Genomic DNA, 13205 nt, shown 5'->3' with positions numbered 1-13205 from the left:
TCACGCCAGATGGAAGACCCGCTTCAGCGGCACCACGACCGGCGAATTGTCGGCGTGCCCTTCCATGATGTCGCTCATGAATTTCCACCAGCGCTTCATGATTTCCTGTTCGGGCAGCTCATCCGTCCTGTGGTCGTCGCTGCGGGTGAGGATGGCGAAGAGATGGTGGTCCTCGGGATCGAGCCAGATCGAGTAGTCGGAAATTCCGGCATCCCTGAGCAGCGTCACCAGTTCAGGAAAGATCTCGTCATGGCGTTTTTCATACTCGGCCGCCTGGCCGGGATGGAGGTTCATGCGGAAGGCGATGCGTTCGGGCATTGGGGCCTCTGAGGTTGGGGGATGGAGATGGGGCGTGGGGGAGGCTTTGCGTCCTACCTCAGAACACCAGCGGCCCCAACTCCCCCGCAAAGCGGCGGACCCAGGCTTCGCCCCGCGCGGTGAGTGGATCGGAGGGAATGCGCCGCCCGCTCGGCACCAGTCCCAGCCGCAACGCTGCCAGGAGCTTGCCGTGCAGCACCAGATGTTCGATGCCCTGCATGGCGAAGGCGACAAAAGGCAGGAGGTGCCGGTAGAGCGCCTCGGCCTCGGTGTCATTGCCGGAGCGCATGGCGCGCTCGACCCCGCATTGCAGGTCGATCAGCTCAATGCCAGGGATCATGCCGTCGACCCCAGCCCGGTAATTGTCGGTGAGTTCCAGCCCGGCGCGGCCGTTGAACACCACCATGCGCCGGTCGAGCACGTCGATGAGGTGGCCGACCACCAGCGCACTCGCCTCCGCCTTCACGATGCTGACATTGGGATGAACGTCGTTGAGTTCCACCAGCTCGGCGGGGGACAGGCCGACACCTAGGAACTCAGGCGCGTTCTGGATGCCGATGGGAGCATCGACCGCTTCGGCCACCGCGCCGAAATAGCGGATGAGTTCGCGCGAAGAGATCGGTGGCCGCGGAGGCTGCAGGATCAGCCAGTCCGCGCCGGCGGCGCGCGCCACCCGGGCGCTCTCGATCATGTCGGTAAGGTTCGGCTCGCCGACAGTCACGGCAAGCGGGGCACGGCCGGCGAGATCGACATGGGTCCATTCGATCAAGGCCCGCTTTTCGACGCGGGTGAGCTTGTTGGCTTCGGTGGCAAGACCCAGAATCGCGACGCCGGCGGAACCGGCCCTCAGCGCCGCCTCGATCTGACGCGTGAGAGCGTTGCGCCGGAGCGCGCCCGCCTCGTCAAAGAAGGCGTAGAGCATCGGATAGGTACCGCCCGGCGTCACGCTGCCTTCCCTCCCGCATGATCCGTTCAGATCGGAGGAAATGCCCGCGAAAACGGCACTTTCCATCACTCCCCGCCACGGCGATCACGGCCGCCTTTTGTTTGTTCTGTCAGTGCCCAAAAACCTTGTCAAACGAATTTTGGTCTGACAATTTAGGCTTCTGCATCTGCTAAGATCCTGCAGCAAAACCCAAAAATCGTTTGAGAAGAACTTCTTGGAGAGGAATGAATGCCGAAGGAATTCGAGCGCCGCCGCGTCGGCAAGACCTCGCTGACCGTGCCGACCTTCGGCTATGGCTCCGCACATCTGGGCGAACTCTACAAGCTCGTCACCGAAGAAGATTCCAGAGCTACCGTCGACGCGGCCTGGAACGCCGGCGTGCGTCTCTACGACACCGCCCCATGGTACGGCCTCGGCCTCGCCGAGCATCGCCTCGGCTACAGCCTCAGGCAGCGGCCGCGCAGCGAATACCAGCTCATCACAAAGGTCGGCCGCATCCTGGAGCGGCCCTTCGATCCCGCCACCTTCAAGTCCGAGATGTGGCTCGGCGGCCTGCCCTTCCAGCACCGCTACGACTATTCCTATGACGGCGTGATGCGCTCCTACGAGCAGAGCCTGATGCGGCTCGGGCTCAACACCATTGACGCGCTGGTAATCCACGATCTCGACGCCGCCTATCAGGGTCCGGATTTCGGCTATCGCAAGAAGGATCTGGTGTACTCCGGCATCAAGGCACTGGAGGAATTGAAGAAGCGCGGCGAGATCAAGGCCATCGGCATGGGCATCAACACGAAGGAGGCGCTGGAGACGGTGGCGCCCCTGGTGGACCTCGATTTCGTGCTGGTTGCCATGCCCTATACGCTGCTTGACCAGGGTCCGCTGCACACCGGCATGGCCGACTGCGTGAAGCGCGGCGTCAGCGTGATCATCGGCTCGCCGCTGGCATCCGGCATCCTCGCCACGGGCTCGGGCAGCACTTCGAAATATGGCTACGCCAACGCGCCGGAGGAGATCCAGAAGAAGGTGCGCGGCATCGAGGACGTCTGCCTGGCGCATGACGTGAAGCTGCCGGCAGCCGCGCTGCAATTCGTGCTGGCCCATCCGGCCGTGATTTCGGAAATCCCCGGTGCTGTGAAGCCGAGCGAGGTGGAAGCGAATGTGGCTTCCCACCACGCGCCGATTCCGACGGCTTTCTGGGCGGACCTGAAGACGAACGGGTTGATCGACAAGGACGCCCCGACGCCGTGAGGGGGACGAAGGGCGGGACACCAAAGCCTCCCCCAGCTTCGTGGGGGAGGCGCGCGGCGCGCCCTACGCCCCTCATCTCACCACTCGAACGCCTCGACCATCTCGCGCTTGCCTACCACCATGGCATCCGCCACCAGATGGAATGGCGCCGCGTCCACCGCGCTTTCGCCTCCGTCCAGCAGCCCCGCGAACCGCTCATAGATGCCTTCATATTCGGCCATCGCCTCGGACACCGTCATCACTCCGTTGACCGCCAGCTTCGAGCCGCCGTCGATCAGCGTGAGCGTGGTGCCGTCCTCTGTCGTGATCTCGATCGTCCAGGTCTGGTCGCCCGTCTGGCGCCAGTCGAACTCCGCCGTCAGCGAGGCGCCCGGCACTCCGGCGCCGGAAGAGAAGATGAGCGAGGCGGCTATCGGCGTGTCGCGGTTGGCGGGATAGGCCAGCGTCGCGGCCGTCACGAAGAAGGGTTCCGGTGCGATCTCGGTGAGGATGGAGAGAGCGTTGATGCCCGGATCGAACACGCCGAAGCCGCCCGGCTGCCAGATCCACTCCTGGCCGGGATGCCAGCGCTTCACATCCTCTTTCCAGGTGATGGCGAGGGAAGCGATCTTCTTGCCAGCAAGGCGCTTCTTCGCCTCCGCCACGCCCTTGTTGTACTGGGAATGCCAAGTGGCGAAGAGCACGCAACGCCGGGCCGCAGCCTGACGCTGCAGATCGGCCAGTTCGCTCACCGTCGGGGCCGGCGGCTTCTCGAGCAGGACGTTCATGCCGGCATTGAGCGCCTCCAGTGCCACGGCATGGCGCACGGCGGGCGGGGTGCAGATCGCGACAGCATCGAGGTCGGGCATGGCGGCATAGAGTTCGGCGGGCGTTCGGAAGGTCGGCACGCCAGGCTGCTCGATTCCGCGCTGGCTGACCAGGGCAGCGAGGCGGAAAGCCGGGTTCTTGGCGATGACGGGCAGATGCTGGTCGACGGCAATCTTGCCCACACCGATGATCGCGATGGAATGCTGGCTCATGCGTCTCCGCCCTGTCCTATTTGTCTGTCAAATACAGCGTTCAGCTATCAGCAATTCGATGCGCCGGGAAGGGGGCTCTTCCGGGTGCACGGGCATCACGGCGACATGCTTACATGTCGCGATGCCCGTGCACCCGGAACTTACATCTTCTCCGGTACGTCGATACCAAGCAGCCAGAGCCCCTTGGCGAGCACGGCGCGGGCGAGGCCGCACAAGGCGAGGCGGGAGGCGCGTTGCTCCTCGGTATCGGCCTTGAGCACGGGGCAGGCGTCGTAAAAGCGGCTGAAGCTCTGCGCGACGCCGAAAATATAATCGGCGACCTCGTTGGGCGCGAGGTTGCGTGCGGCGGAAGCCACCACTTCGGGCAGGCGGGCGCACTCCAGCACCAGAGAGCGCTCCGTCGGCTCCGTGATAACGATCGCACCCGGACGGATCTGACTCAGTTCCGCCTCGTTCAGAATCGAGCCAATGCGCACGCAGGCATATTGCACATAGGGTCCGGTCTTGCCCTCGAAGGTCACCATGCGATCGGCGTCGAAGATGTAGCCGGAAATGCGGTAGGACGAGAGGTCGGTGAACTTCACCGCCGCCAGACCCACCTGCCTGGCGAGTTGCCCGCGGTCAAGCGTGGGATCATCCCCGCGCAGCCGCTCTCCGGCCTTCTCGATGGCCTCGCCGAGCAGGTCCTTGAGCTGGGCGACGCCGCCTTCGCGCGTCTTGTAGGGCTTGCCGTCGGCGCCGTTCACCGTACCGAAGCCGGCATGGATCAACTCGACGCCCGGAGCAATGCCCGCCTTCTCTGCCGCGCGGAACACCTGGCGGAAATGCAGTTCCTGGCGCTGGTCGACGACATAGACGATGCGCGTGGGATCCTGGTCGCGCACGCGCGCCACGATGGTGGCAAGATCCGTGGTCGCATAGAGCGCGGCGCCGTCCGACTTCTGAAGGAGCAGCGGCGGCAACGGCTTGGCCTCGCCGGGCGTGGCGACATCGACGATCAGGGCACCCTGGTCTTCCACGGCCACTCCCTTGGCGACCATGTCGGCGATCATGTCGGGGATCAGCGGCTGCACGTCACTCTCGCCGAGGAAAAGGTCGAAATGAGTGCCGAGCAGGTCGATATCCTCGCGCTGGGCCTTGAGCGAGATGTCGCGCAGCGCCTGCCAGATCGCCGTAGCGTCGGCGTCGCCTGCCTGGAGGGCGGCTGTGGCTGCGCGGGCGAGTTCCATGCGCGCGGGATCGGCCTTGGAGGCGGCGGCAGCTTCGGGATAGAGGCGCTGCAGGTCCGCCATGTTCAGCGTCGGCGTCGCGCCAGGCGGCAAATCGGGCCAGCGCAGGCGGATCTCTGAGATGAGCTGGCCCATCTGCAGGCCCCAATCGCCGAGATGGATGTCGGAGACGGTGTGGAGGCCCTGGGCGTCGAGGATGCGCCGGAGACTCTCGCCGATCACAAGGGCCCTGAGATGCCCGACATGCAGCGGCTTGGCGACGTTGGGCCCGCCATAATCGAGTACCACCGTATCGGGCGGGAGCTGAACGATGTTGAGGTTCGGCGATGCTGCCTGCTCGGTGGCGCAGCGCGCCAGGAAATCATCTGCAATGCGCAGGTTGAGGAAGCCAGGGCCGGCCACCGCGATGTCCTTGAACACCGGGTTCTTTCTGAGCTCAACGGCGATCGCCTCGGCCAGCTCACGCGGATTGCGCTTCATGCTCTTGGCAAGCGGCATGGCGCCATTGCACTGCAGGTCGGCGAGATCCGGCAAGGTGGAGCGGGCGGCGCGGGCGGTTTCGGTGGGCAGTCCGCAGGCAGAAAAGGCAATCGCCAGGGCGTCGTCGACGAGGCGGTTCAAAGAGGCAGGCATGCGGACGCTTTCCTTAGCTTTCGATCAGCGTCCGCAGTAAGCAGCTTGCCGGCTCCAGGCAAGCGTTTCAGGCGATTTTTGGTAGATTGGGGCCATATATCGGCGAAGAAACCGCCACTCCAATGGTTCCTCAGAACCGTCCGCCCACAATCTTTATCGGGCGTCCCGGATCGATATAGGGGCCCGAGCCGGCATGCTCCTCGCCCTTGTGGCTGAGATCGGGCACTTCGCGGAGGTTGTCGAGCGCGGCGACGGCGTCGATGATGTCGTTGCCCTCGGGATTCTCCGGCACGAGGGTAAATTCGGCGGTGTTCTCCTGCATCACCAGCTCGCGGGCCATATCCCAGTGCAGAAGCTCGCGGCCCTCCGGGCAGCCTTCCAGCTCCCATAACTCGCGGGCCTTGTCGTGGATCTTCTGAGTGAGGTCTTGCGTCATCAACTTCTCTCCCGGTCTGGGTTGGTAAGAGAAAACGCCCGGAACCTTGAGGGGTTCCCTCCCAGGGCTGTCTCGAAGCGGCCGACGCGCGGCGGCCGTCCTATCCCTTGATCCCTAAAGCAAAATGCATTCAGGCAGAAGCGGATTTTCAGATCAGCGCATTGGCACCAAATGCATTTTTGCGATTCTTGGTGATTCGATCTGAGGGTATGACGCGCTAACCGAAATCCGGGATCCTCATCTTCGCCCTGGCGATCAGCCGCACCTTGCGGCCGATGGAGTGCGCTGTCTTCTGGAAATCCATCCGCGCCGATGCCGGCGACATTCCGCAACTCACCGCGATGCGTTCGGCTTCGCCGTGCACATCAAGGGAACCGCCCTCCAGGACGGCCCTCGCAATCAGCGCTTCGACTTTTTCGGCATAGAGCTGGGGGCGCAGCGGCAGATGCTTCGGCATCGATCTCTCCTGAGGATGAAGGCAAAGGAAACGACTCGGCGAAAACGCTACGTACCCTCGCCACCAAACGTGGCAGAGATGGTTCGGTTCCGTGCCCAAAGAATTATTTTTGATGGCGCATTATGGTCGGAGGGTCCAGACCACCGTCCAGGGCGCGAGAGCCGCCCCGACCTTGTGCCCTTCGATCCACACGGGCCGGCCTTCAATCACTTCATCGAGCAGCTTGGGCGTGGCGCTGAGATTGAGAACGACGGCCAGGACCGTGCCGCTCTCCCCCTCCCACCGCACCTCGACCACCCCCTGCTCACCCACCTTGTACCGCCCGCCCTGCATGAAATCGGGAATCAGTGGCACGATCTTGCTGGCCCGCACGTTCAGGATGCGCCGATACCAGGCCAGCACATCGGCATGGGGAGCATCCTCGCGCTCGCGCCAGCGCAGTTTGGCCGTCTGGAAGGTCTGCTCGCTCACTGGATCGGGGATGGCCGCGCGGGCTTCGGGCTTTGCATATTCGGGAAAGCGCGAGAACTCGTTGCGGCGCCCTTCCCGCACCTTCTCCGCCAGCTCGGCATCGACGTCGCAGAAGAAGGTGAAGGGCGTCGAGGCCGCCCACTCCTCGCCCTGAAACAGCATGGGGATCTGCGGCGCCAGCAGGTAGGTCGCCGCTGCCGCCCTGACTGCCGCAAGCGTATGACCGTGATGGATACGGTCCCCCGTGGCGCGATTGCCTACCTGGTCATGATTCTGCAGGAAGGCAATGAAGGATTCCGGCGGCAGATGGCCTGAGGCCTCGCCGCGCGGACGCCCGCGATAGGGCATCTTCTCCCCCTGGAACGCAAAGCCTTCCGCCAGCGCCCGCCCAAGCAGGCGTGGGCGATTGGTATAGTCGCCGTAGTAGGCCGAGCTCTCCCCGGTCACGGCTACATGCAGGACATGATGCATGTCGTCGTTCCATTGCGCGGTGAAGCCAACCGCTTCGCCCTCGCGCCGGGTGAGCCAGGCGGCTGAATTCTCCTCGTTCTCCAGGACGAGATGGACGGGACGATCGGGGGCGATAGCTGCGACGGCCGTGCGAATTTCCTCGAGGAGATGGAATTCGCTGGAGTCGCGGATCTCGTGCACGGCGTCGAAGCGCAATCCGTCGAAGCGGAATTCCTCCAGCCAGTAGAGCACATTCTCGATCACGAAGGCCCTGACCTCGGCGGAACCTTCATCATCGTAATTGACCGCTGCCCCCCAGGGGGTCTCATGCCGCTCTGTAAAGACAGGCGCGTAGAGCGGCTGGTAATTTCCCTCCGAGCCGTAGTGATTGTAGACGACATCCAGCATCACCGAGAGACCGAGGCCGTGCGCCGTGTCGATGAAGCCTTTCAAGCCCTCCGGCCTCCCGTAGGCGGCATCCGGCGCAAAGGGCAGCACACCGTCATAGCCCCAGTTGCGGCGCCCCGGGAAATCGGCCACGGGCATGAGCTGGATGGCCGTGACGCCGAGTTCCGCGAGATCCTCGAGCCGGCGGGCCGCACCGGCGAAGGTGCCTTCCGATGTGAAGGTACCGACATGCAGTTCATAGAGCACCGTCTCGTGCCACGGCCGCCCCCGCCAGGTCGTGTTACGCCAGCGATAGGCCGCGGGATCGACCAGTTCGCTCGGGCCGTGCACATCCGCGGGCTGGAAGCGGCTGGCGGGATCGGGCACGGCCTGGCCGCTTTCGAGGACGAAACAGTAGCGGCTGCCGAAGCTGGCCGTCGTCTCCAGGCTGTGCCAGCCACCGAGGCTCTGCATGGGCAGCGTTGTCCCATCGAGCTGCAGGCGCACCCGGCGCTGCTTCGGAGCCCAGAAACGGAATACTACGCCGTCGTCGCGGATAAGGGGCCCGAAGCGGGGAGTGCGATGGACGGGAAGTTCCATCATCGCCGCGATCTCCGGGAGGCGGCGGGTCGCACCGGCATCAGCACGGCAGCAGGTAGATCCGCGAGCAGCATGGCAACGTCGATCCCCTCGGTCCCCGCCGTGATCCGGCGTCCGGACAGTATGTCGTCATAAAGGGGGGGGCGCCAGGGCAGCGTCAACAGGCCGCCAATCGCGCTGCGGCTGGGAAAGCGCGCCGCCACCACGATGAGCGAGCTCTCGCCATGCTGGCGCGAGAAAGCGATAAGGCGCTCGTCCTCCAGCTCGATCGGCTGATAGTCGCCTTCGGCGAAGAGCGCCGCGTGCTCCCGGCGCAGGGCCAGGAGCTTGGCGGTGGCGGTGAGCTTGGCGCTGCCATCGGCGAGGTCGCAGGCGGCGATCGGCCGCGCAGCCGCGTCGAGCCGGCTACTGCGCCAGGCCCAGTCGACCGGGCGGCGATTGTCGGGATCAACCAGGCTGAAGTCAAAACCTTCGGCGCCCTGATAGAGGTCGGGCACGCCGGGCACGGTGAATTTCAGCACGGCCTGCACGAGGCTGTTGGCGGCGCCGAGCGGCAGGATACGCTCCTGGAAGGCCATGAAATCCGCCAGGAACGCCTGATTGGCGAAAGCCTGGGAGATGAAGGCTTGCATATCAGCCTCGTAATCCTCGTCGGGAGCGGCCCAGTTGGTGTGGACCTTGGCCTCGCGCACCGATTTCAGCATGGCGGCCTGTATACGCTCCTCGAAGCCCTCCAATGGTCCGGACTCGAGCGGCCAGGCGCCGATCAACAGCTGGTAGAACAGGAAGATGTCGTTGCTGTCGGGTATCGGCTCGCTCCTGCCCAACATTCCCTGCCAGCGAAGCACGGCCTCCGCGAAGTCAGGCGCGATCTCGCTCAGCACTGCGAGCCGCGCCCGGCAATCCTCGCCGCGCTTGGTGTCGTGCGTCGAGGTGCCGAGCATCGCGCCGGCGTGGCGAGCGCGATTGGCGGCGTGGAAGGCGGCGACGCTGCTGCCGAGCCGGCCGGGATGGCCGCCGACCTCGTTGGCCGCGACGAAGCGGTTGTAGCGGTAGAAGGCCGTGTCCTCCACGCCCTTGGCCATCACCGGGCCGGTATATTGCTGGAACTTCATGGCAAAGCGCAGCACGTCCTGGCGGCTGAAGCCGCTGCCGGGCTTGGCGACCGCCTCGCAGCTCAGCACGGAGAACAAGAAATCGAACACGGACCTGTCGATGCCGCTCCCTGTGCGGCGGGCGCGGGCCACGGCATGGCCCAGCTCGTCGAGATCCGCCTTACTGGCGCCGGCCGGGTCGACATAGGTGCGATAGACCCGGAAGCCAGCCACGATCTCCCGGAGGGCACGCCGCAGCACATTGCGGGTGAAATCGGCGGTGCGGGGATTGGAACGGGCGATACGCGCCGCGTCGCGTGCGAGGCCGCCAAGCTCGCTCGCCATCTCATCTTCCATGATGGCGAGCTTGCACTCGCGCATGATGGCATCGAAGGCGCGGCCTTCGCCGCTGAAGCTGCGATAGAGCTCGCTCAGGCGCGGCTCGCCGGCTGGGTCGATCAGGAGATGGGTGAGCAGGTTGGCGAATTCGTAGCCGGTGGTGCCATCCACCTGCCAGTCCTCGCGCAGCTCCTCGCCGGGCCCGAGGATCTTCTCCACCACGAGATAGATCGGCCGCGGCGCTTTTTCGCGCAGGCGCAGGCAATAGGTCCGGGGATCGAGCAGTCCATCGATGTGGTCGATGCGCAGGCCATCGAGCGTGCCCTGCCCGATCAGTTCGAAGACGAGGCGATGGGCGTGATCGAACAGTTCCTCATGCTCGATACGCAGGCCTGCGAGATCGCTGATGTTGAAGAAGCGGCGATAATTGATGTCGTCAGCAGCGACGCGGAAGAAGGCCACGCGCCAATGCTGGTCCGCGATCAGCCGATCGAGCCGCAGCCAGCTCTCGACATCACCTGCTTTGCCGGCAAAACGAGCGACCCCCTGCGCGACGGCCGCCGCTGCTTGCGCATCCTCGGCCACCAGCGCCGCGAGCTGCGCCTTGAGCTCGCGCACGCGGCGCTGTTCGTGCGGGCGGAAGCCGGCGAGATGCGAGAAGGCGTCGCCTAGCCTCTCGAGCTCGGCATGAGCACCGCCGAGGATACGGCCGTAATGGCCGGGATAAACGGGCAGCTTGTGGACGCCATGCGCCCAGATCGCCAACTCGCCGGCCGCTTCGTCGAAGCGCAGTTCCAGGGCGCCATCGGCCAACACGGCGCCATACTGGTCGCCGAGCACGGGGATGAGCACCTTGCCGGCCAGATGCGGGCCCTCGGGCTGCCAGTCGATGTCGAACCAGCCCGCATAGTCCGAGGCCTGCCCCCATTCGAGCATGTCGAGCCAGAACGGATTGTCGGCCCCACCGACGCCCATGTGATTGGGCACGAAATCAAGGATGAGGCCCAGACCGTGGCTGCGGAAGGCCTCGCTCATGCGGTCGAAATCCTCGCACGTACCGAGCTCGGGATTGAGGGCGTCATGGTCGACGATATCATAGCCATGGGTGCTGCCCGGCCGCGCCTTGAGGAAAGGCGAGGCGTAGACGTGACTGACGCCCAGTTGCTCCAGATAGGGCGCGAGCGCGCCGGCATCGGTGAAGGTGAAGCGGGAGTTCAATTGCAAGCGGTAGGTCGCCCGCGGCAGCGGGTTCTCGGCTGTTGCCATGAGGCGTCCTTGTAGGGTCCAGTCGAAGGGAAACCAGCGGAGCGGCGAAAGGTTGCCTCGCGCCGCGAAGGCGGCCCGAGCATCCAGATGCCGTCTCCACCGGCCAGGACATTTGTCAGTATACCGGTACCAGCCCGGTAATGCCAAAAAGGTCGAAGTCGCCCTGTTCCCTCGGGCAGGTGATGGAGAGAATCCCTCGGTCATTGCCGGAACCTTATCCGCGACCGGACGTTTCCCCGACATCCCACCATCAAGGAGACTCCCATGGATTGGAACCGTGTCGAAGGCAATTGGAAGCAGGTCAAGGGCAAGGTGAAGGAGCAATGGGGCAAGCTCACCGATGATGACCTCGACGTCGTCGAAGGCAAGCAGGACCAGCTCGAAGGCAAGATCCAGGAACGCTATGGCATCGCCAAGGACAAGGCGAAGGCGGAAGTGGCGAGCTGGTATAGCCGCCAGCAATGGCACTGACCTCCAACAAGACGCAATGCCGTTCAGGGTCTAAAGTGGCCCACGGTCAAATAGCTAGAAACCCCGGACGCAGATTTGCGTCCGGGGTTTCGATGTAAAATTCCAAATCATCGGGGAGATGCTGCCTTGGCGGGAAAGACGTTTGAGAACATCGCGCGCATCGTCGCGGCCCATCAGGGAAAAATCCTGGAGGAATGGCTGGATCTGCTGAGCAAAGCGGGGGCGCTGGAGAGCGGGCGCATCAAGGAGGCGGAACTGAAGACGCAGTGCCGGGCCTTCCTCGACCTCCTGATCAATGGCATCGCGCAGTCCAATGGTGACGCCTCCTCCTCGGCTTTCGACCGCGTCAGGGACATGCTGAGCGACATCTCGCGCACGCGCGCCATCCAGGGCTTCACGCCCACAGAGACGGCCTCTTTCATCTTCTCGCTCAAGCAGCCTCTGTTCAATGCCCTCAAGCGAGCGACCACGGCGGACAAGAGCGGCGCCGATCTCAATGCCGAAGATAGCTGGCCGGTGACCCTCCTGCTCGACCGCCTCGGCCTCTACACGATGGAGGTTTTCCAGAAGGCCCGCGAGGAAGTCATCGTGCGCCAGAGCCGGGAGATCGCCGAATTGTCGACCCCGGTGGTGAAGCTGTGGGATGGTATCCTGGCTCTGCCGCTGATCGGCACCGTCGATTCCGAGCGCACGCAGGTGGTGATGGAGAACCTGCTGCAGGCCATCGTCGACCAGGCGGCCGAAATTGCCATCGTCGACATCACCGGCGTGCCGACTGTCGATACCCTCACGGCCCAGCACCTGATCAAGACCGTGGCGGCGGCGAGGCTGATGGGTGCCGACTGCATCATCTCAGGCATCCGGCCCCAGATCGCGCAGACCATGGTGCATCTGGGTGTCGAACTGAACGTCACCACCAAGGCAACCCTTGCCGATGCCCTGCAGCTCGCGCTCTCCCGCCTTGGCAAGAACATCATCCAGGCCCGGCCCGATAGCCAGGCGGCCCGTCGCTAGGCTGCCGCGATGGACCGCATACCCATTCTCAAACTCGGCGACGCCCTGCTCGTCACCATCCAGGTCGACATGCATGACCGCCTGGCGACGGCGCTCGAGGAAGATCTCACCAACCGTATTGCCACGACCGGCGCCAGAGGTGTGCTGATCGACATCTCTGCTCTCGAGATCGTCGATTCCTTCATAGGGCGCATGCTTGACAATATCGCGGCTGTCTCCCGCGTGCTCGATGCCAATACGGTGGTGGTGGGCATGCGCCCCGCCGTCGCCATTACCCTCGTTGAGCTTGGCCTCGAACTGAACGGGGTGAAGACAGCCCTGAACGTCGAGCGCGGCATGGCCCTGCTGCAGCATCACCGTTCGGGCGCACCGGAACAAGCAGGCGCGATGGGGGGCGCCGATGTCGACGATGACTGAGGCAGCCGCCGGCAATGCCATCTTCCAGATTGGTACGTCCGACGATGTCGTGAGGGTGAGGCAGGAAGTTCGCACGCGCGCCGTGGCAGCAGGACTGGGCATCGTGGACCAGACCAAGATCGTGACTGCAGCGAGCGAGATCGCCCGCAACACGATAGACTATGGCGGTGGCGGTACGGTGACGATGCAGCCGGTGGCGGACGGCACCCGTCGGGGCTTGCGCCTGATTTTCGAGGATCGGGGGCCCGGTATCGCCGATATCGCCCTGGCTTTGAAGGATGGCTTCACCTCCGGTGGTGGCCTCGGCCTCGGCCTCGGTGGAGCGAAGAGACTTTCGAACGAATTCTCGATCGAATCGGAGCCCGGCAAGGGCACGCGTATCGTCATCGCGAAGTGGAAATGACGGGTGG

The 13205-nt window shown here is 64.4% G+C and carries 13 protein-coding genes; 5 read left to right on the top strand and 8 right to left on the bottom strand.

The genetic code is table 11. The annotated features are described in order from the left end of the window. Together rhaM and ACMDCR_RS02060 are read right to left on the bottom strand one after the other, a co-directional pair. Positions 1-318, bottom strand: coding sequence for an L-rhamnose mutarotase (gene rhaM / locus ACMDCR_RS02065; protein ID WP_413990925.1), 318 nt, complete (start codon positions 316-318; stop codon positions 1-3). A gap of 58 nt (positions 319-376) precedes the next feature. After that, positions 377-1330, bottom strand: a complete 954-nt coding sequence (locus ACMDCR_RS02060) for a dihydrodipicolinate synthase family protein (RefSeq protein WP_413990924.1) — start codon at positions 1328-1330, stop codon at positions 377-379. A 162-nt stretch (positions 1331-1492) separates the two neighbouring features. Between ACMDCR_RS02060 and ACMDCR_RS02055 the strand changes: the two genes are divergently transcribed. Next, on the top strand, positions 1493-2512 hold the full coding sequence (locus tag ACMDCR_RS02055; RefSeq protein ID WP_413990923.1) for an aldo/keto reductase: 1020 nt from the start codon (positions 1493-1495) through the stop codon (positions 2510-2512). Positions 2513-2589: 77 nt separating this feature from the next. On the opposite strand, the gene ACMDCR_RS02050 is transcribed toward ACMDCR_RS02055, so the two are convergent. From ACMDCR_RS02050 to treY, 6 genes are all read right to left on the bottom strand, one after another. Continuing rightward, positions 2590-3531 carry a Gfo/Idh/MocA family protein gene (locus tag ACMDCR_RS02050; RefSeq protein WP_413990922.1) on the bottom strand — a complete coding sequence of 314 codons (942 nt, stop codon included), beginning with the start codon at positions 3529-3531 and terminating at the stop codon, positions 2590-2592. A 140-nt stretch (positions 3532-3671) separates the two neighbouring features. Continuing rightward, positions 3672-5393 (bottom strand): arginine--tRNA ligase, encoded by a 1722-nt coding sequence (argS, locus tag ACMDCR_RS02045; RefSeq protein WP_413990921.1) that lies wholly within the window; start codon positions 5391-5393, stop codon positions 3672-3674. Positions 5394-5523: 130 nt separating this feature from the next. Next, entirely contained in the window at positions 5524-5829 is a 306-nt protein-coding gene (locus tag ACMDCR_RS02040) for a DUF2934 domain-containing protein (RefSeq protein ID WP_413990920.1), read from the bottom strand. A 217-nt stretch (positions 5830-6046) separates the two neighbouring features. Further along, positions 6047-6286, bottom strand: coding sequence for a hypothetical protein (locus ACMDCR_RS02035; RefSeq protein ID WP_413990919.1), 240 nt, complete (start codon positions 6284-6286; stop codon positions 6047-6049). Positions 6287-6406: 120 nt separating this feature from the next. After that, the gene (gene treZ / locus ACMDCR_RS02030; RefSeq protein WP_413990918.1) at positions 6407-8197 is read right to left on the bottom strand and encodes a malto-oligosyltrehalose trehalohydrolase; all 1791 of its coding nucleotides are present in this window, start codon (positions 8195-8197) and stop codon (positions 6407-6409) included. After that, positions 8194-10893 carry a malto-oligosyltrehalose synthase gene (gene treY / locus ACMDCR_RS02025; protein WP_413990917.1) on the bottom strand — a complete coding sequence of 900 codons (2700 nt, stop codon included), beginning with the start codon at positions 10891-10893 and terminating at the stop codon, positions 8194-8196. Before treY ends, treZ begins: the two co-directional genes overlap by 4 nt. Positions 10894-11157: 264 nt before the next feature. On the opposite strand from treY, the gene ACMDCR_RS02020 reads away from it, so the two are divergent. The 4 genes from ACMDCR_RS02020 to ACMDCR_RS02005 all read left to right on the top strand — a co-directional run bounded on the left by ACMDCR_RS02020 (position 11158) and on the right by ACMDCR_RS02005 (position 13198). Next, on the top strand, positions 11158-11364 hold the full coding sequence (locus ACMDCR_RS02020; RefSeq protein ID WP_413990916.1) for a CsbD family protein: 207 nt from the start codon (positions 11158-11160) through the stop codon (positions 11362-11364). A gap of 126 nt (positions 11365-11490) precedes the next feature. Next, positions 11491-12378, top strand: coding sequence for an STAS domain-containing protein (locus tag ACMDCR_RS02015; RefSeq protein ID WP_413990915.1), 888 nt, complete (start codon positions 11491-11493; stop codon positions 12376-12378). A gap of 9 nt (positions 12379-12387) precedes the next feature. Further along, entirely contained in the window at positions 12388-12795 is a 408-nt protein-coding gene (locus ACMDCR_RS02010) for an STAS domain-containing protein (RefSeq protein WP_413990914.1), read from the top strand. Then, positions 12779-13198 (top strand): anti-sigma regulatory factor, encoded by a 420-nt coding sequence (locus ACMDCR_RS02005; RefSeq protein ID WP_413990913.1) that lies wholly within the window; start codon positions 12779-12781, stop codon positions 13196-13198. The genes ACMDCR_RS02010 and ACMDCR_RS02005 overlap by 17 nt, the downstream gene beginning before the upstream one ends. The last annotated feature ends 7 nt before the right edge of the window (positions 13199-13205 follow it).

The sequence above is a fragment of the Labrys okinawensis genome, assembly GCF_047345005.1.
GTDB classification, from domain to species: Bacteria; Pseudomonadota; Alphaproteobacteria; order Rhizobiales; family Labraceae; genus Labrys; species Labrys okinawensis.
The sequence above is the reverse complement of the archived record's forward strand: the minus strand, read 5'-3'. Positions and strand labels throughout refer to the sequence as shown.